Annotated in this window: 17 protein-coding genes and 2 pseudogenes; 6 read left to right on the plus strand and 13 right to left on the minus strand. The window is 60.0% G+C overall.

From position 1 onward, the window contains the following. The first annotated feature begins 371 nt into the window (after positions 1 to 371). The 4 genes from pip to mdoH all read left to right on the plus strand — a co-directional run bounded on the left by pip (position 372) and on the right by mdoH (position 6771). A complete protein-coding gene (gene pip, locus BLS87_RS07065) occupies positions 372 to 1343 on the plus strand; it encodes a prolyl aminopeptidase (RefSeq protein WP_074751497.1) in 972 nt (323 codons plus the stop codon). 150 nt (positions 1344 to 1493) lie between these two features. After that, a complete protein-coding gene (gene dtd, locus BLS87_RS07070; protein WP_074751501.1) occupies positions 1494 to 1931 on the plus strand; it encodes a D-aminoacyl-tRNA deacylase in 438 nt (145 codons plus the stop codon). Between the two features lie 258 nt (positions 1932 to 2189). Continuing rightward, entirely contained in the window at positions 2190 to 4190 is a 2001-nt protein-coding gene (locus tag BLS87_RS07075; protein WP_074751503.1) for a glucan biosynthesis protein G, read from the plus strand. Then, the gene (mdoH, locus tag BLS87_RS07080) at positions 4183 to 6771 is read left to right on the plus strand and encodes a glucans biosynthesis glucosyltransferase MdoH (protein WP_074751505.1); all 2589 of its coding nucleotides are present in this window, start codon (positions 4183 to 4185) and stop codon (positions 6769 to 6771) included. The genes BLS87_RS07075 and mdoH overlap by 8 nt, the downstream gene beginning before the upstream one ends. An 82-nt stretch (positions 6772 to 6853) precedes the next feature. Here the strand turns inward: mdoH and BLS87_RS35150 are convergent, their stop codons facing one another. From BLS87_RS35150 to ubiE, 13 genes and pseudogenes are all read right to left on the minus strand, one after another. Then, a complete protein-coding gene (locus BLS87_RS35150; protein ID WP_425262207.1) occupies positions 6854 to 7720 on the minus strand; it encodes a methyl-accepting chemotaxis protein in 867 nt (288 codons plus the stop codon). Beyond that, positions 7715 to 8797, minus strand: a pseudogene (locus BLS87_RS35155) (methyl-accepting chemotaxis protein); the annotation flags it as partial. The gene BLS87_RS35150 and the pseudogene BLS87_RS35155, both read right to left, overlap by 6 nt. A 274-nt stretch (positions 8798 to 9071) precedes the next feature. Then, on the minus strand, positions 9072 to 9935 hold the full coding sequence (locus tag BLS87_RS35160; RefSeq protein WP_425262208.1) for a methyl-accepting chemotaxis protein: 864 nt from the start codon (positions 9933 to 9935) through the stop codon (positions 9072 to 9074). A gap of 39 nt (positions 9936 to 9974) precedes the next feature. Then, positions 9975 to 10988, minus strand: a pseudogene (locus tag BLS87_RS35165) (methyl-accepting chemotaxis protein); the annotation flags it as partial. Between the two features lie 172 nt (positions 10989 to 11160). Further along, entirely contained in the window at positions 11161 to 11868 is a 708-nt protein-coding gene (locus tag BLS87_RS07095; RefSeq protein WP_074751511.1) for a 16S rRNA (uracil(1498)-N(3))-methyltransferase, read from the minus strand. Continuing rightward, positions 11865 to 12659 (minus strand): twin-arginine translocase subunit TatC, encoded by a 795-nt coding sequence (tatC, locus tag BLS87_RS07100; RefSeq protein ID WP_074751513.1) that lies wholly within the window; start codon positions 12657 to 12659, stop codon positions 11865 to 11867. The genes BLS87_RS07095 and tatC overlap by 4 nt, the downstream gene beginning before the upstream one ends. Then, entirely contained in the window at positions 12656 to 13183 is a 528-nt protein-coding gene (tatB, locus tag BLS87_RS07105; protein ID WP_074751515.1) for a Sec-independent protein translocase protein TatB, read from the minus strand. Before tatB ends, tatC begins: the two co-directional genes overlap by 4 nt. A 10-nt stretch (positions 13184 to 13193) precedes the next feature. Continuing rightward, positions 13194 to 13466, minus strand: a complete 273-nt coding sequence (locus BLS87_RS07110; protein ID WP_074751517.1) for a twin-arginine translocase TatA/TatE family subunit — start codon at positions 13464 to 13466, stop codon at positions 13194 to 13196. Between the two features lie 43 nt (positions 13467 to 13509). Next, positions 13510 to 13842, minus strand: coding sequence for a phosphoribosyl-ATP diphosphatase (locus BLS87_RS07115; protein WP_062379266.1), 333 nt, complete (start codon positions 13840 to 13842; stop codon positions 13510 to 13512). 2 nt (positions 13843 to 13844) lie between these two features. Continuing rightward, a complete protein-coding gene (gene hisI, locus BLS87_RS07120; RefSeq protein WP_074751519.1) occupies positions 13845 to 14237 on the minus strand; it encodes a phosphoribosyl-AMP cyclohydrolase in 393 nt (130 codons plus the stop codon). Between the two features lie 56 nt (positions 14238 to 14293). After that, complete coding sequence (gene ubiB, locus BLS87_RS07125; protein ID WP_074751521.1) at positions 14294 to 15913, minus strand: ubiquinone biosynthesis regulatory protein kinase UbiB; 1620 nt, start codon at positions 15911 to 15913, stop codon at positions 14294 to 14296. After that, entirely contained in the window at positions 15910 to 16533 is a 624-nt protein-coding gene (locus BLS87_RS07130) for a ubiquinone biosynthesis accessory factor UbiJ (protein WP_074751523.1), read from the minus strand. Before BLS87_RS07130 ends, ubiB begins: the two co-directional genes overlap by 4 nt. Then, positions 16533 to 17303: a bifunctional demethylmenaquinone methyltransferase/2-methoxy-6-polyprenyl-1,4-benzoquinol methylase UbiE gene (gene ubiE / locus BLS87_RS07135; RefSeq protein WP_074752160.1), complete on the minus strand. Its 771-nt coding sequence runs from the start codon at positions 17301 to 17303 to the stop codon at positions 16533 to 16535. The genes BLS87_RS07130 and ubiE overlap by 1 nt, the downstream gene beginning before the upstream one ends. Positions 17304 to 17444: 141 nt before the next feature. On the opposite strand from ubiE, the gene BLS87_RS07140 reads away from it, so the two are divergent. Further along, positions 17445 to 17723 (plus strand): polyhydroxyalkanoic acid system family protein, encoded by a 279-nt coding sequence (locus BLS87_RS07140; RefSeq protein ID WP_074751525.1) that lies wholly within the window; start codon positions 17445 to 17447, stop codon positions 17721 to 17723. A 255-nt stretch (positions 17724 to 17978) separates the two neighbouring features. After that, positions 17979 to 18416 (plus strand): phasin family protein, encoded by a 438-nt coding sequence (locus tag BLS87_RS07145; protein ID WP_074751527.1) that lies wholly within the window; start codon positions 17979 to 17981, stop codon positions 18414 to 18416. Positions 18417 to 18426: the final 10 nt, after the last annotated feature.

Raw genomic sequence — 18426 nt, forward strand, 5'->3', positions numbered from 1 at the left:
CGACTGGATGAAATATCCCGTTGCACGACCCTCGGTTCGACTCAGACATCCCGCTCTGGTTCGCGACCATTTTTATCGCATGAATCGCTTGCATTGATCGTTCCAGTTCTTTTGAAGGCAGCGATGGCATTTGCAGGCGCGTGCCTGCCCACGATACAGACGCCGCATTCTTCCAGGGACACCACGTCAGGATTCATTGCGGGCAAGCGCGCTCCGACGGCGATTTATCCTCGATATTGCTCAAGGGTGAATCGCAAAATCAGGGGTGACAGCCGTGCAGAAACAGGCAAGCATGATCATTCCTCGATTCGGGTTTATGATGCCCAACGGCAGATAAATAGAAGCCCCTGAATTGGACTTATGGAGCACCTATGCAGACTTTGTACCCGCAGATCAAACCTTATGCCCGGCACGATCTGGCAGTGGAAGAGCCTCATGTGCTGTATGTCGATGAAAGCGGCTCGCCAGAAGGCTTGCCGGTGGTGTTCATCCACGGTGGGCCGGGTGCGGGATGCGACGCGCAGAGCCGTCGCTTCTTCGATCCGAACCTTTACCGCATCATCACCTTCGACCAGCGCGGCTGTGGCCGTTCTACGCCCCACGCCAACCTCGAAAACAACACCACCTGGCATCTGGTCGAAGACCTTGAGCGCATTCGCAAACACCTGGGCATCGACAAGTGGGTGTTGTTCGGCGGCTCGTGGGGTTCGACGCTGTCGCTGGCCTACGCTCAAACTCACCCGGACCGTGTGCATGCACTGATTTTGCGCGGCGTCTTTTTGTGCCGTCCGCAGGAGATCAAGTGGTTCTACCAGGAAGGCGCGAGCCGCCTGTTCCCGGATTACTGGCAGGATTACCTGGCGCCCATTCCGCTGGATGAGCGTGGCGACCTGCTCACCGCCTTTCACAAACGCCTGGTCGGCAGCGATCAGATCGCCCAGATGCACGCCGCCAAAGCCTGGTCCACGTGGGAAGGCCGCACCGCGACGCTGCGTCCCAACCCGCTGGTGGTCGACCGTTTCTCCGAACCGCAGCGTGCCTTGTCCATCGCCCGGATCGAATGCCACTACTTCACCAACAATGCCTTTCTTGAAGAGAACCAACTGATCCGCGACATGCCCAAGATCGCGCACCTGCCGGGCATCATCGTGCACGGCCGTTATGACGTGATCTGTCCGCTGGACAACGCCTGGGAGCTTCATCAGGCCTGGCCGAACAGCGAACTGCAGGTGATTCGCGATGCGGGCCACGCCGCTTCCGAACCGGGTATCACCGATGCGCTGGTGCGCGCAGCGTCACAAGTGGCTCGGCGTTTGCTGGATTTACCGCCGGAAGAGGCTTAATTGTCTTACTTGGATTAAAACCGTGGGAGCGAATTCATTCGCGATTGGCCGGTACATCCGACACCTTTGTGTCGGATGTACCAACGCCTCGCGAATGAATTCGCTCCCACAGGGTTTGGGTGAACTCGAGAGGATCGCAGGAAGGCTTAAATGAAAGGTTTGCTTCAACGCGTGCGCGGTGCACGCGTCGATGTCGAGGGCGCGACAGTGGGCGCCATCGATCAGGGGCTGCTGGTGCTGGTCGGCATTGAGCCTCAGGACACCCGCGCCAGCGCCGACAAATTGCTGCACAAGCTGCTTAACTATCGTGTGTTCAGCGACGCCGACGGCAAGATGAATCTTTCATTGAGTGACGTAGGCGGCGGATTGTTACTGGTTTCCCAGTTCACGCTGGCAGCCGATACGCGCAGCGGCATGCGACCCAGCTTCTCGAAGGCAGCGCCGCCGGCATTAGGCGCCGAACTGTTTGACTATTTACTGGAAAAGGCTAAAACCTCGCACAGGACAGTCGCTTCGGGCCAATTTGGTGCGGATATGCGGGTTCATTTGATCAATGATGGCCCTGTGACATTTTTGCTTGAGACCTAAAGCGCCGTTTTTGCCTGTCGTACCCGAATTTATTAGGCAAAAAGCCATAAATACTTTGTTTCCCCTGATGCGTTGTAACGCGAGCTACTAGATAATCGCGCGCTACAAAGACGGGCGATTGCCCGTCCAATCGGTAAAAACGCAGACTGGTCCGAAGTCGTTTGGGGAATCATTGGCCCCTTTCGGAGTCGGAACAATGCTCGCCAACCCGGCATTTGATAGCTGGCCGTTGGTTTCTTCATCTGTTTTCGGCGAGGGTTGCTCGTGATTGTTAGTCCATGTAATGCACCAAAGACCCCTGGCAAGCGCCTGCGCAGCGCCTTGTTAGCCGGGTCGGCTTTGTTTTGTCTGTTCGGCGCCGGTCAGCTGTGGGCGTTCGATCTCGACGACGTGGCGACAAAGGCTAAAGAACTGGCCGGACAGAAGTTCGCAGCACCCAAAAGCAACCTTCCAGCGGAATTCCGCGACATGAAGTTTGCGGATTACCAGAAGATTCGCTTCCTGCAGGACAAGGCTGAATGGGCCAATGACAAAACCCCTTTCAAGATCTCGTTCTACCACCAGGGCATGCACTTCGACACCCCGGTCAAGATCAACGAAGTGACGGCCACCTCCGTCAACGAGATCAAGTACGACCCGACCCGTTTTGATTTTGGCGACGTGAAGTTCGATCCCAAGTCGACCGAGAACCTAGGCTATGCCGGTTTCCGCGTCATGTACCCGATCAACAAAGACGACAAACAAGACGAAATCATGACCATGCTGGGCGCGAGCTATTTCCGCGTCATCGGCAAAGGTCAGGTTTACGGCCTGTCGGCACGCGGCATGGCCATCGACACCGCGATGCCGTCCGGCGAAGAATTCCCGCGTTTCACCGAGTTCTGGATCGAGAAGCCGAACCCGGATGACAACCACCTGGTGATTTTCGCGCTGTTGGACTCCCCGCGTGCCACCGGTGCTTACAAATTGACCCTGCGTCCGGGCACCAACACCCTGGTCGACGTCCAATCGCGCATGTACCTGCGTGAAAAGGTCGGCAAACTAGGCGTTGCACCGCTGACCAGCATGTTCCTGTTTGGCGCCAACCAGCCTTCGAAGGTCCTTAACTACCGTCGCGAGCTGCACGATTCCAGCGGTCTGTCGATTCAGGCGGCCAATGGCGAGTGGATCTGGCGTCCTCTGAACAACCCGAAACACTTGGCCGTCAGCAGCTTCTCGGTTGAGAACCCGCGCGGCTTCGGTCTGCTGCAACGTGGCCGCAACTTCAGCCACTACGAAGACCTGGACGACCGTTACGACAAGCGCCCAAGCGCCTGGATCGAGCCTAAGGGCGACTGGGGCAAAGGCACCGTCGACCTGGTAGAAATCCCGACAGCCGATGAAACCAACGACAACATCGTTGCCTTCTGGAAGCCGGAAACCCAGCCTGAGCCAGGTCAGCCGATCGACTTCAACTATCGCATGCACTGGACCATGGACGAAGACTCCATTCACTCGCCTGATCTGGGCTGGGTCAAGCAGACCCTGCGTTCGACCGGTGACGTGAAGCAGTCCAACCTGATCCGCCAGCCAGACGGCAGCGTCGCCTACCTGGTCGATTTCGTCGGCCCGACCCTGGCCAAACTGGGTGAAGACCCGGCGATCCGTAGCCAGGTCACCACCGACGACAACACCGATCTGGTCGAGAACAACCTGCGCTACAACCCGGTAACCAAAGGCTGGCGCCTGACGCTGCGCCTGAAGGTCAAAGACACCAACAAGTCCGTCGAGATGCGCGCTTACCTGCTGCGTGAGACCCCGGTTGAGCCTGGCAAGGAGCCTGCGATCATCACCGCGGACAAATCAGACAAGAAGCCTGAGAAGAAAGCAGACGCCAAGGCAGTTGCCGCAGCGGCGGCGCCAAAGGATGACAAAGCCGAAATCGTCAAGACCGACGCTGTGAAAGCCGGTGATGCGAAAGACGCCAAAGTGGCTAAAGCCGACGCGAAAGCCGATGGCAAAGACGCCACGGCTAAAGACGCCGTCAAAGGTGACAAGGCCGAAGCCGCTAAATCCGCTGACGCCGCCAAGGTTGCAGAAGCCAAGTCCGACGAGGCTTCGCGTCCTGAAGCCGCTCTGGGCGACGCCGCCAAAGCGAACAAAGGCAGTAAAGACAATTCGCAGCCAGCGGTAGAGGCTGCATCCACCCAGCAGGGCCCGGCCATGAATCAACAAGTTCTGACCGAGACCTGGAGCTACCAGTTGCCAGCCGATGAGTAATTCACAAGCCGTGCCAGAGTCTCTGAACGAGTACCTGGCACACCTGCCGATGAGCGACGAGCAGCGGGCCGAACTGGCCAGCTGCACTTCGTTCGCTGAGCTGCATGAACGCCTTTCGGCGCAGACCGTCACTGATTCTGCCGAGGCCGCTCAGGCCTCGGTGGGTCGTCGGTTGACGCTGACGACCGCCGACGAACTGCAGGAAGCAGAAATGCTGAGTGTGGACGCCAGCGGTCGGGTTCGCCTGAAGGCTACGCCACCGATTCGCCGTACCAAGGTGGTCCCCGAGCCTTGGCGTACTAACGTTCTGCACCGTGCCTGGCGCCGGATGACCGGCAAGAAAAACCCGCCCAAGCCGAGCAAGGACGACCTGCCGCGCGACTTGCCCAAGTCTCGCTGGCGCACCGTCGGGTCGATTCGTCGTTATATCCTGCTGATCCTCATGCTGGGCCAGACCATCGTGGCTGGCTTCTACATGAAAGGCATCCTGCCGTATCAAGGCTGGTCACTGGTTTCGTTTGATGAAATCAGTCACCAGACCCTCTGGCAGACCGCCGTTCAAGTGATGCCGTACGCACTGCAGACCAGCATTCTGCTGCTGTTCGGGATCCTGTTCTGCTGGGTGTCGGCCGGTTTCTGGACTGCACTGATGGGCTTCCTCGAGTTGCTCACCGGTCGCGACAAATACCGTATCTCCGGCGCAAGCGCTGGCAACGAGCCGATTGAAGTCGGTGCGCGTACTGCCCTGGTGATGCCGATCTGTAACGAAGACGTACCGCGCGTGTTCGCCGGCCTGCGTGCAACGTTCGAGTCGGTTGCCGCCACGGGCGATCTGGATCGCTTCGACTTCTTCGTGCTCAGCGACACCAACGAAACCGACATCGCCGTTGCCGAGCAGCAGGCCTGGCTGGACGTCTGCCGCGAAACCGGCGGGTTCGGCAAGATCTTCTATCGTCGTCGTCGCCGTCGCGTAAAACGCAAAAGCGGCAACCTCGACGACTTCTGCCGTCGTTGGGGCGGTGACTATCGTTACATGGTCGTCCTCGACGCCGACTCCGTCATGAGCGGTGAGTGCCTGACCAGTCTGGTGCGCTTGATGGAAGCCACGCCGGACGCCGGTATCATTCAGACCGCGCCACGCGCCTCGGGCATGGACACGCTCTATGCTCGCATGCAGCAGTTCGCGACCCGCGTGTATGGCCCGCTGTTTACGGCCGGTCTGCACTTCTGGCAGCTGGGTGAATCCCACTACTGGGGTCACAACGCGATCATCCGCATGAAACCGTTTATCGAGCACTGCGCCTTGGCGCCGCTGCCGGGTAAAGGTGCGTTCGCGGGTGCGATCCTGTCTCACGACTTCGTTGAAGCCGCATTGATGCGCCGTGCTGGCTGGGGCGTGTGGATTGCCTACGACTTGCCGGGCAGCTACGAAGAGCTTCCGCCGAACCTGCTGGACGAACTCAAGCGTGACCGTCGCTGGTGCCACGGTAACCTGATGAACTTCCGCCTGTTCCTGGTAAAAGGCATGCACCCGGTTCACCGTGCGGTGTTCCTGACGGGCGTGATGTCTTACCTGTCGGCGCCGTTGTGGTTCTTCTTCCTGGTGTTGTCCACCGCGTTGCTGGCGGTGAACACCCTCATGGAGCCGACCTACTTCATGGAGCCACGTCAGCTCTATCCGCTGTGGCCACAATGGCACCCGGAAAAAGCCGTCGCGCTGTTCTCGACCACCATCGTGTTGCTGTTCCTGCCGAAGCTGCTGAGTATCGTGTTGATCTGGGCCAAGGGCGCAGTCGGTTACGGTGGTCGCATCAAGGTGACGCTGTCGATGCTGCTGGAGATGCTGTTCTCCATGCTGCTGGCGCCTGTGCGCATGATCTTCCATACACGTTTCGTACTGGCCGCATTCCTGGGCTGGGCAGCGACCTGGAACTCGCCGCAGCGTGACGACGACTCGACGCCGTGGAGCGAAGCGGTCAAGCGTCACGGTCCGCAGACCTTGCTGGGCTTTGGCTGGGCGTTGCTGGTCGCTTGGTTGAACCCGAGCTTCCTGTGGTGGCTGGTGCCTATCGTAGGTTCGTTGATCCTGTCGATTCCGGTTTCCGTGATTTCGAGCCGGACCAATCTGGGCCTGAAGGCGCGCGACGAAAGTCTGTTCCTGATCCCGGAAGAGCACACGCCGCCTCAGGAACTGGTCTCCACCGATCAGTACACCCATGAGAACCGCTGGCATGCGCTCAACGACGGCTTTGTTCGCGCCGTCGTCGATCCACAGCAGAACGCCCTGGCATGTGCGCTGGCGACCTCTCGCCACCGTCACGCCGAGCCGATCGAGTGGATGCGCGTCGAACGCGTGCGCCACGCGATCAAAGGCGGTCCCGAGCACTTGAACAACAACGAACGCCTGCAACTGCTGAGCGACCCTGTTGCGCTGGCTCGTCTGCATGAGCTGGTCTGGGCCGAAGGCAATGAAGCGTGGCTGGAGGCGTGGAGAGCTTCGGTGAAAGCCGACCCTCATGCGCCGCTGCTGCCGTTGCAACCTGCGACTCACGTCAATGAGCAGCCGCTTGTAAACGCCTAAGCCGCACGCAGCAGATAACGCCGCCCTGGAGAAATCCTCGGTGGCGTTTTTGTGTGCGTTTGCCTCTGTAGCGCTCGGCTTGTTACCTCACCCGAAACTTGCCCACCATCGCCTGCAACTGCGCGCCCAGCCGCGCGAGTTCGACGCTGGAGGCGGCGGTTTCTTCGCTGGCGGCGGCGGTCTGTTCTGAAACATCCCTGACGTTGATCACGCTGCGGTTAATTTGATCGGCGACCACGGTCTGCTCCTCGCCGGCCGTAGCGATCTGCTGATTCATGTTCTGAATCGTCGAAACTGTGCGCGTGATGTGCTCGAGCGCGGTGCCAGCACGGCGGCTCAGCTCCACGCTGCTGTCGGACAGGCTACGGCTGGCGTCGAGCGTACCGACGACCTGCTGTGTTCCATTCTGCAAGGCGGCGATCAGGACTTCGATTTCTTCCGTGGACTCTTGGGTCCGCTGAGCCAGGCTGCGCACCTCGTCGGCGACCACCGCAAAGCCGCGTCCGGCTTCGCCTGCCCGGGCCGCTTCGATGGCGGCGTTCAGCGCCAGCAGATTGGTCTGCTGGGAGACGGATTTGATCACGTCGAGAACGCCGCCGATTTTGTCGCTTTCGAGCTTCAGTTGCCCCATTGCCAAGGTTGAATTGTTGACTTCCGTGGCGAGGCGCTCGATCTGAGTAATCGCATCACTCACTACTTTGTCGCCTTCTCGGGCCTGTTGGTCCGCCTGTTGGGCGGCTTCGCTGGCTTCTTCGGCGTTGCGCGCGACCTCCAGCACGGTTGAAGTCATCTGGTTCATCGCCGTGGCGACCTGATCGGTTTCGTCCTTTTGATTGTTCACGCCCGCGCTGGTCTGTTCGGTCACGGCAGACAACTGGGTCGCCGCGCTGGCGATCTGTGCGACCCCGTCGCTGATGCCGCTGATCAATGTGCGCAGGCTCTGCGTCATGTCCTGGATGCTGTGCTGCAGATCGCCCATTTCATCGCGGCGCTGAACATCGAGGTCGACGCTGAGATCGCCTTGGGCGATGCGTTTGGCGGCGCTCAGCGTGTCGCGTAGCGGCGCGATGATCTGTTGGGTGATCATCCAGGCTGCCATCAATCCCAGCATCATGGCCAGCGCAGCCACGCTGATCAGTGCTTTACGCGATTGCGTGGCCTCGTCGTCCCGTCGCTGGCTTTGCAATGTGCTGATTTCATGGGTGGAGGACAGCAAGGTGTCGCCCATCGCCTCCATCGATTCATGTGCCGCCTCCACCTGAGTCTGTACCTCCTTGAACCGGATCAGCTGTTCGCGGTATCGCTGTAACGCCTGTTTAGCGGTGAGCAACCCGCTGATGTCCCCGTCAGACTGGTCAGCGGTTACCTTTTCGAGGTCCTTGAATGCCTCATCAATGGCCGCCAACGAGGATGCTTCATATGACGCAAGTCCGCTAAAGACGTACGCCTGAACCTCATAACGTGCGCTCTGGATCTGTCGGCGCAGTTGCAGAAGGTTGGTGAGTTCACCCAGTTGCTCGCTGCTGTCCGGTTCTTCACTGACGGCTTTCAAGACCTCGCGTTCAACCTCATCCATGACCTTGATCGCGGCGTCGGACAGCGCCGTTAGCTGGACCTTGGCGGCTTCTTTGTTGAGGAGTGACTGACCCAGTTGGGTGAACGTTTTCTCAAGCGAGCGTGCGGTGTCGCTCTGGCTGTCGATCAGTTTTAGGATGTCTGCGGGCGGGCTGTCGTCGCGAAGTGTCGTCAACTGCGCCTCGATCTGATCGAGGCGCGCGGTCACGCGCTTCGCGTCCTCGGCTGTGTTATCCACCCGAAAGACAATGCGCTCGGCGCGCAGGTCCTTGGTCAGCTCGTTGAGCCTGGCGATCTCGGTCAGCGACTCTGAACGCTCGATCATCGTGTCCAGCCCGTGCCACCCCGTCAGCGTGATGGCCAGCGTCAATACCAGCACCAGGCCAAAGCCCAGCGACAGCTTGAGTTTGACGCTGGTGTTGGCCAGTGCCCTGTTGATGCCTTGCAACATGATGCGTCTCCTGCGAATGAGCGATAAACGCGCATCGGCAGGGGAGCGTGAGGCGTGACCTGAAGAGGGTGTAGGAGATTTCTGAGCGCAGGCATTGGGTGATGCAGGTCACAGTTTGGTCAGTAGAACCCTGTCCTCTGGCAGAACACTACTCTGGCCTGTGGGAGCGAATTCATTCGCGATGCGGCATTCCTGACGAGGAAGGTATGTCGGCTGGACCAACCTCTCGCGAATGAATTCGCTCCCACAGTGTTTTCAGTTGCCTTGAGATCCATCAAACCCTGAACCGGCCGACCAGCCCTTGCAGATGCGTGCCGAGCCGCGCCAGTTCCACGCTCGACGCCGCTGTCTCTTCGCTGGCCGCCGAGGTCTGCTCCGAGACATCGCGCACGTTGAGTACGCTGCGGTTGATCTCTTCGGCCGTTGCGCTTTGCTGCTCGGCGGCGGCCGCGATCTGCTGGTTCATGGCCTGAATCGCGGAGACCGTCCGGGTGATGCTTTCCAGCGATCCACCCGCCCGACGCGTCAGCTCGACACTGCTGACCGTCAACTCGCGACTGTTGTCCATGATCGTCGCCACCCGCTGGGTGCCGCTCTGCAAGCCTGCGATGAGGTCTTCGATCTCCTCGGTGGATTTCTGCGTGCGTTGCGCCAGGCTGCGCACCTCGTCCGCGACCACGGCAAAACCACGGCCGGCCTCGCCTGCGCGTGCGGCTTCGATCGCTGCGTTCAAGGCCAGCAGGTTGGTCTGTTGAGCGACCGACTTGATGACGTCCAGCACACTGCCGATTTTGTCGCTCTCGCGCTTGAGTTCGCCCATGGCTGTCGTGGAATGTCCCACTTCGCTGGCCAGACGCTCGATCTGTGCAATGGCTTCGTTGACGACCTTGTCACCCTCGCGGGCTTGCTGATCGGCGGCGAGAGCGGCCTCTGAGGCTTCCTCGGCGTTGCGCGCCACTTCCTGCACCGTCGCTGTCATCTGGTGCATGGCGGTGGCCACCTGATCGGTTTCGACCTTCTGGCTGTTGACGCCCGCGCTGGTCTGCTCGGTGACCGCGGAGAGTTCTTCGGCGGCGCTGGCGATCTGGGTCACGCTGTCGCTGATGCCGCCGATCAGTGCCCGCAGGCTCAAGGTCATGCGCTGGATACCGCCTTGCAACTGGCCCAGCTCGTCGCGACGTTCGATATTCAGGTTATGGGTCAAATCGCCGGATGCCACGCGATCCACGGCAAGCAGGGTCTGCTTTAACGGGAGGGTGATCTGGCGCGTGATCGCCCAGGCCGCGAGGATGCCGAAGAACAGGGCGAGCACCGTGGCAAGGCCGAGCATGGACTGTGCCTGGCTGCTGTCAGCATCACGCTTGGCGTTTTGCGAAGCGGTCAGTTTGTCGCTGACATCTAGCAGTTGCTGGCCCAGGTTGGTCATCTTTTCCAGCGCTTGTCGGCTGACCTGTTGAGCGTCGCGGTATTGACCCACGGCAGCGCGATAGCCCTTGAGCGCGAGATTGGCCTTTTGCAGCTGTGGGATGTACTGAGACGAGACGTCGCCGGCCAGCGAGTTCACACCGATGATGGCTTCGTCGATGGCCGCGTTGGCGTTCTTCTCGAAATCGGGGTTGCCGCTGAAGGTGTAACCGCGCACCTGAAACCGCGCCTGCTGGATCAACTTGCTGACGCCCACTGCGCTGTTGAATTGCAGAATGTTGTCGTGCTGGATCAGGGCTTCTTCGATCTTGTTGACCTCGTCCACGGCCGCATCGGCCGTGGCGCCCAGGTTCACACGGCTGGTTTCGCGGACCTGAATGGCCTTGGTCATGTCGTCAAACGCGCGACGGTAATCGGCAGCGGCCTGAATCTGCGCGTCCAGCAGCTTGAGGTCATCAGCGCCGGCGATTTTGCTGCGGGCGTTCTTGAGGTCGATGTCGAGCGTGTCCAGCGCGGTCATGACACCCGTCGCCGCGTCGGCATTGGATTGCGTTTCGTAGCGCATGCGGGCGGTGCGCAGTTCCATGGTCTGTTCGCTGATCTGCGAGATGGCCGCCAGCTTGTCACCGCGCTCGATCAGCGACGAAACGCTCGACCAGCCTGTGGCGGTGATGATCAGGGTCAACAACAGCACCAGCCCGAAACCGATACTCAGTTTGCGACTGACGCTCACGTTTCCAAGGCGTTGGGCAGACCAGCGATACATGGTGTGATTCCTTGCACATTGTTTTTATGGACGTCTGTAGATCGGCCATCATGCCCCAAACTGAAGCACCGTATGGCGGGTGATTCGGCCAACTGCTGTAGGGATTGCCGCGGCCTCGAGCGCTGTGATGCAGGCAGGTGAAATACCCTCCCTGCGGGGAATGATCGGAGGCTTAAAACAACCGGGAGAGGAGGGCGGTGACGGCGGTTTCGACGCGCAGGATGCGCTCACCGAGCTGGACAGGGTTCAAACCCGATGCGCGCAGCAGCTCGACTTCATAGGGAATCCAGCCACCTTCAGGGCCGATCGCCAGCGTCACCGGCTGCTCGACGGAACGGGGGCACGCAGGGAAGTCCCCAGGGTGCCCGATCAGTCCCAGTGTGCCGTCGGTGATCGCAGGCAGACGGTCTTCCACGAAAGGCTTGAAGCGTTTCTCGATGACGATCTCAGGCAGCACGCTGTCGCGGGCTTGTTCCAGGCCCAGAATCAACTGCTCGCGAATGGCCGCTGGCTCCAGAAACGGGGTTTGCCAGAAGCTTTTTTCGACGCGGTAGCTGTTGACCAGAATGACCTTGGGTACGCCCATCGTGGCGATGGTCTGGAACACCCGGCGCAGCATCTTCGGTCGTGGCAGCGCGAGGACCAGCGTCAGCGGCAGCTTGGCGGGAGGTTCGCGGTCGAAGGCCACCGACAGTTCAGCCTCGCGAGGTTCCAGGCGCAGCAATTCAGCGCTGCCCAGCAGGCCACCCACGCGACCGACGCGCAGGCTGTCACCGACTTCCGAGCGATGCACCTCCTGCATGTGCTTGAGGCGCCGGTCACGCAGGACCACGCGATCCGCCGCAATGAAGTCGGCGTCTTCAAGAAGCAGCAGGTTCACGGCTGGGTCGCTGGCGGCTGGTCTTGTTTGTCTTCGGCCTTTTCGTCGTCTTCGTGGTCACCTCGTTTGGTGACCATCGAACTGCACAGCACGCCGATCTCAAACAGCAGCCACATCGGCACGGCGAGCAGTGTCTGCGAGAAAATGTCCGGCGGGGTGAGGATCATGCCGACCACGAAACAGCCGATGACCACATACGGACGAATCTTCTTCAGGTATTTGACGTCGACGATGCCGATCCACACCAGCAACACGACGGCCACGGGTATCTCGAAGGCCACGCCAAAGGCCAGGAACAGCGTCATGACGAAATCCAGATAACTGGCGATGTCCGTCATCATCGACACGCCTTCCGGGGTCACGCTGGCGAAGAAGTGGAAAATCAGCGGGAAGACCAGGAAGTACGCGAACGCCATCCCGGCATAAAACAGAATGATGCTGGAAACCAACAGCGGCACGGCCACGCGTTTTTCGTGCTTGTACAGGCCCGGCGCAATAAATCCCCAGATCTGATACAGGATGACCGGCATGGCCAGAAACAGCGCGACCATCATGGTCAGCTTGAAAGGCGTGATGAACGGCGAGGCCACGTCGGTGGCGATCATCGTCGCGCCTTCCGGCAAGAACTTGCGCAATGGCGCCGAAACGAAGGTGTAGATCTTCTGCGTGAAGTAGAACAGCGCGCCGAAGATCACGAAGATCGCCAGCACACAACGCAGCAGGCGCGAGCGCAGTTCAGTGAGGTGCGAGACCAACGGCATTTGCTGGTCGTTTTCCGGAATTTCGCTCATGGGGCTCGTGGTGGCTGTGACGAATCGTTAGCGGAAGGTGCGCTTTGCACCGCAGTGGCCGGCGTGGTCACCGGTGCTGGCGCAGGTGTCGATGCTGGCTGTGCCGGCTCGGCGTGAGTCTGAGCGGGCGGCGGGCTGACCGACGCACTTTCAGCCGGTGCGGCAGGGCCTATATCGGCAGCAGGGCCGGGGGAGGGCGCTGCGCTCATGACCGGTTCACTGGCAGGCGGCGTTTCGGTCTGCGCACTCGGCTGCACGACAGGCGGAGCCGGTGGCTGCTGCGGCTGCATGATTTTGCGCGCTTCTTCTTCCAGCGACAGAATGTGCTCGTTGTGCAACTGACGGCGAATTTCATCGGCGCCGATTTCGCGCTCAACTTCCTGTTTGATCGCATTGAAGCTGCGTTTCAGACGCCCGACCCAAAGCCCGGCGGTACGCGCTGCGCCCGGCAGGCGCTCGGGACCCAGCACCAGCAGGGCAACGAGACCGACCAGCAGCAGTTCAGAGAAGCTGATACCAAACATGCGTCACGACCTAGTCTTTGCGGATGGGCTCTTCGACTTTCTGTGCCTGCGCATCGATGGTGTGTGGCTGATGCAACGGCTGGGTCGGCGGAACGGGCTGCGCAGTCGGTTGCGGCTGAACCGGAGGCTGCTCGGAAGGCTTCTCGTCGTCGTTCATGGCTTTGCGAAAGCCTTTGATCGATTCGCCGACGTCAGTACCCAGATTCTTGAGTTTCTTGGTGCCGAAGACCAGCACGACGACCACAAGAATGACGATCCAGTGTTTCCAGTCAAAAATGCCCATGTCACGTTCCTCACAAGAAATTCAGAGCCCGCAGGCCCACTGTTTATTCCGCCGAACGAGCCGCTTTTTCGGCGTGGCCGGACAGCCCGAAACGGCGATCCAGTTCATCCAGTACGGCTTGTGGATGCTGGCCCAGTGCTGCAAGCATGACCAGGCTATGGAACCACAAGTCAGCGGTTTCGTAGATGACATCGCTGCAGTCACCGCTGATGGCGGCGTCTTTGGCGGCGATGATGGTTTCGACCGACTCTTCGCCGACCTTCTCCAGAATCTTGTTCAGTCCCTTGTGGTAGAGACTGGCGACATAGGAAGAGTCGGCAGCCGCGCCCTTGCGTTCTTCGAGCACTTGCGCAAGGCGAGACAAGGTATCAGTCATGTTCAGTGTCCTGCTTGATAAATGGCTTCTGGGTCTTTGAGCACCGGGTCCACGGTCTTCCAGCCGGCGTCGTCGTATACGCGGTAGAAGCAGCTCTCGCGGCCGGTATGGCAGGCGATGCCGCCGATTTGCTCGACCATCAGAATGATGACGTCGGCGTCACAATCCAGACGCAGTTCGTGCAGTTTCTGCACATGGCCCGATTCTTCACCTTTGCGCCACAACTTGCCACGCGAACGCGACCAGTAGATGGCGCGGTTCTCAGCGGCGGTCAGGCTCAGTGCTTCACGGTTCATCCAGGCCATCATCAGGACGCGCCCGGTTTTATGGTCCTGCGCAATCGCAGGCACCAGACCGTCGCTGTCCCACTTAATCTCGTCCAGCCAGTCTTTCATCCTCGGCTCCGGCCGCTCTATCGAAGGGTTAGTGTGCCAGCGGCGCCCGCCGATGGCTATCGGCGCACGACCAGATAAAGGCCGGCGACCAGCATCAACACGGCGGGCCAGGCACTAAAGGCCATCAGTTCGTCACCCGACTGAGTATGGGCGGTGGCCAGAACCACGCCACCGGCCAGCAGCCCGGCCCCGATCAGGCGCAAGGCCCAATGATCGCCCCGATTCGAGTAAGGCGGTGGTGGATCAGCGGCGTGCGGTTGTGACAGACGCTCCAGCAGGTCGCGTGTCATGTTGGCCAGGTGCGGAATCTGCTCGACCTGGGATTGCAGGTTGCCGATCAGCGTCTTGGGGCTGACGCGCTCGCGCATCCAGCGCTCCAGGAACGGTTGTGCGGTGCTCCACAGGTCCAGTTCCGGATACAGCTGACGGCCCAGCCCTTCGATGTTGAGCAGGGTTTTCTGCAGCAATACCAATTGGGGCTGGACTTCCATGTTGAAGCGGCGCGCGGTCTGGAACAGGCGCATCAACACCTGACCGAAGGAAATGTCCTTCAGGGGCTTCTCAAAGATGGGCTCGCACACCGTGCGGATGGCGGCTTCGAATTCGTTGAGTTTGGTTTCCGCAGGCACCCAGCCGGAGTCGATGTGCAGTTGGGCGACGCGGCGGTAATCGCGCTTGAAGAAGGCGAACAGGTTGCGTGCCAGGTAGTCCTGGTCTTCCGGTGTCAGGCTGCCCACGATGCCGCAGTCGATGGCGATGTACTGCGGATCCCACGGCGCAACGGTGCTGACGAAGATGTTGCCGGGGTGCATGTCGGCGTGGAAAAAGCTGTCGCGGAACACTTGGGTGAAGAACAGCTCCACGCCACGTTCGGCGAGTTTCTTCATGTCAGTGCGCTGATCGGCCAGCGTCGCCAGATCGGTGACCTGAACCCCGTAGATACGCTCCATCACCAGCACTTTCGGCCGGCACCAGTCCCAGTAGACCTGCGGGACGTAGAGCATGGTCGAGCCTTCGAAGTTACGGCGTAGCTGGCTGGAGTTCGCCGCCTCGCGCAACAGGTCGAGTTCGTCGTAGATGGTCTTTTCGTAGTCGGCGACCACGTCCACCGGGTGCAGCAGACGGGCGTCGGCAGACAGCCGTTCAGCGATTTTGGCGAGAATGAACAACCAGGCCAGATCCGATCCGATGATCGGTTTCAAACCAGGACGCACCACCTTGACCACCACCTCTTCGCCGGTTTTCAGTTGCGCAGCGTGAACCTGTGCCACCGAAGCAGACGCCAGCGGGGCGACGTCGAAGCGGGTGAAGACCTGGCTGATCTTCGCGCCCAGCTGAGACTCGATCAGCGCGATGGCTTTCTCGGATTCGAACGGCGGTACACGGTCCTGCAAGAGCATCAGCTCGTCGGCGATGTCTTCAGGCAGCAGGTCGCGCCGGGTCGAAAGCAGCTGGCCGAACTTGATGAAGATTGGCCCCAGGTCCTGCAACGCCAGGCGCAACCGTGCGCCGCGCGTCAGCTCATTCTTGCGTCGCGGAATCCAGCGCCACGGCAGCACGAAGCGTACGGCCAGCAGCCACCAAGGCAGCGGCAGGGCAAACAGCAGGTCATCGAGGCGGTAACGAATTACGACACGCTGGATGCGAAACAGGCGGCGGACGGCAAGCAGGCTCATGCGTTATCGCTGGATTTGAGGGATTGGGCCAGACGCTCGAAGCGGGCTTCGAGGCGTTCCAGGTCTTGTTTGGTCTGATCCAGTTCGGCGAAGCGGGCTTCTGCCTCGCGTTTGCCGACCAGGGTGCGTGATTCTTCGGCCAGATACTCGGCCAGGTTCAGGCTCAGGCTGGCAAAGCTGTCACTGGTCCAGCGTGCGCTGTTGCGCAAGTGCCCACCGATCAGCGTCGTGGCCACAGGCCCCAGCCAGCGTTGCAGCTCATATTCCCAGTCCAGATCGAGATCCTGCAGCACGCCGGTCAGTTCCAGCAGCACGGCACTCTCGCCATCCAGCTCGACTTCCGGGCTGTGCAGGACCGCAGTCTTGTCCTTGCTCAACGCCAGACGCATCAGGCTCGCTGCAGGTGCGCGCAGGGTCACGTCGGCACCGCCTTCCCAATTCGCGGCCAGCATCAGGCCTTCGTCGCTGGGGAGGATGTACAGATGAAACGCAGGGCTGCTGCACTCGACCGCGATCACCTTGCCACTGAGCCGGTCAAGGCGTGGCAAGGCAGTGCTGTCCATCTGCAGCACGCGATTGATGCCGTGCTCGACGCCGGCGAGCAAGCCGCTGATCAACATCAGGGCTTGATACCACGGTGCAACGCGACGATGCCGGAGGTCATGTTGTGGTAAGTCACGCGGTCGAAACCGGCGTCCACCATCATCGACTTCAGGGTTTCCTGATCCGGGTGCATGCGGATCGATTCGGCCAGATAGCGATAGCTTTCCGAATCATTGGTGATCAGCTTGCCGGCCAGCGGCATGAAGGCGAACGAGTAGGCGTCGTAGACCTTGGACATCACTTTGTTGGTCGGTTTGGAGAATTCCAGCACCAGCAGGCGGCCACCCGGTTTGAGCACGCGCAGCATGGAGCGGATGGCGTCGTCCTTATTAGTGACGTTGCGCAGCCCGAAGGCGATGGTCACGCAATCGAAGTAGTTGTCCGGGAACGGCAGCTTTTCAGCATCGGCCTGGACGAACTTGATGTTGCCGGCTACGCCGCGATCAAGCAGACGGTCACGACCGACCTTGAGCATCGAGGCGTTGATGTCGGCCAGCACGACTTCGCCGGTCGGGCCGACCAGGTGGGAAAACTTCTTCGCCAGATCGCCCGTTCCACCTGCGATGTCCAGCACGCGGTTGCCGGTGCGCACGCCCGATAGCTCGATGGTGAAGCGCTTCCACAGGCGGTGCATGCCACCGGACAGCACGTCGTTCATCAGGTCGTACTTGGCTGCAACGGAGTGGAAAACCTCGGCGACTTTCTCGGCCTTCTGGCTTTGCGCTACGGTTTTGTAACCGAAGTGGGTGGTGGGTTCGGCATCGCTGCCTTTGCGCGGATCGTTCATATCGCTGTCACCGGAATAAAGTGCCGCCATTCTAATCGTCGGGGCTGGCTTTGTCTTGACAAGGCTTACCGTGAACAGTTTCTTCGTTGAGCACCGCTGGTATAGTGCGCCGACGATTTACCTCGACGAAGGAGCCCGCCAATGGCGCGAATTACCGTAGAACGCCCGCATGCGCTGGGTAAGGACAAGGCCCGCGAGAAGGCCGAGCTGCTCGCTGAAAAGCTGGGCGACAAATATGGCATCGAGCACACCTGGAATGGCGACACCGTGTCGCTGGAAGGCAAAGGCGCAAAAGGGACCGTTCAGGTCGAAGACGCGCTGGTGCGGGTCAACATCGAACTCAATTTCTTCCTCTCGGCCATGAGCAGCACGATTCAGTCCGAAATCGAGAAGCAGCTGGACAAAGCGCTGACGGCGTAACGCATTACCCTGTAGGAGCGTGGCTTGTCCCGCGATCGGCTGCGTAGCAGTCGTAGATGCGGCCAAACCGGTTTTCCAGGATTGTCGCATACTCAGGTTTACGACGACTTCGTCGCCGATCGCGGGACAAGCCACGCTCCTACATCACCCGACCGCAACCTAGGGTGAGCTTTCTAATTTTTCTCTCTACTTTGTGCCCATGCCCCGACTTCCAGCGGGCGGTTCCTCCTATCCCTTTCGAGCGTGAGGTGCGACATGGTCAAAGTTACCTTGAAGAAGAAAATCGAAGCCGAAGAAACGAAGGCCGTTTCCGAGGTTCGTCTTTATGCGCGCAAGATCTGGCTCGCGGGCCTGGGCGCTTATGTGAAGGCCGGGCAGGAAGGCGCCGACTACGTCAAAGAGCTGATCAAAACGGGCGAACAGACCGAGAAAAAGGCCAAGAAAGTCATCGATGAAAAGGTCGAGGCGGCCAACAGTGAAATCGATTCGGCCAAGGGCGAATTCAAGGGCGAAATCACCAAGGTCAAAGGTCGTGTCGAAGTGCAGCTCGACAAAATCGAAAGCGCATTCGACCGTCGTGTGGCCAGCGCCTTGAATCGCATTGGCATTCCGTCTAAACATGATGTTGAGACACTCTCTGCTAAGCTCGATGAGCTGACGGCATTGCTCGAACGTGTCGCGCGTAAACAATAAGGAGAGCAGG

This window comes from Pseudomonas abietaniphila, assembly GCF_900100795.1.
Taxonomy (GTDB): domain Bacteria; phylum Pseudomonadota; class Gammaproteobacteria; order Pseudomonadales; family Pseudomonadaceae; genus Aquipseudomonas; species Aquipseudomonas abietaniphila.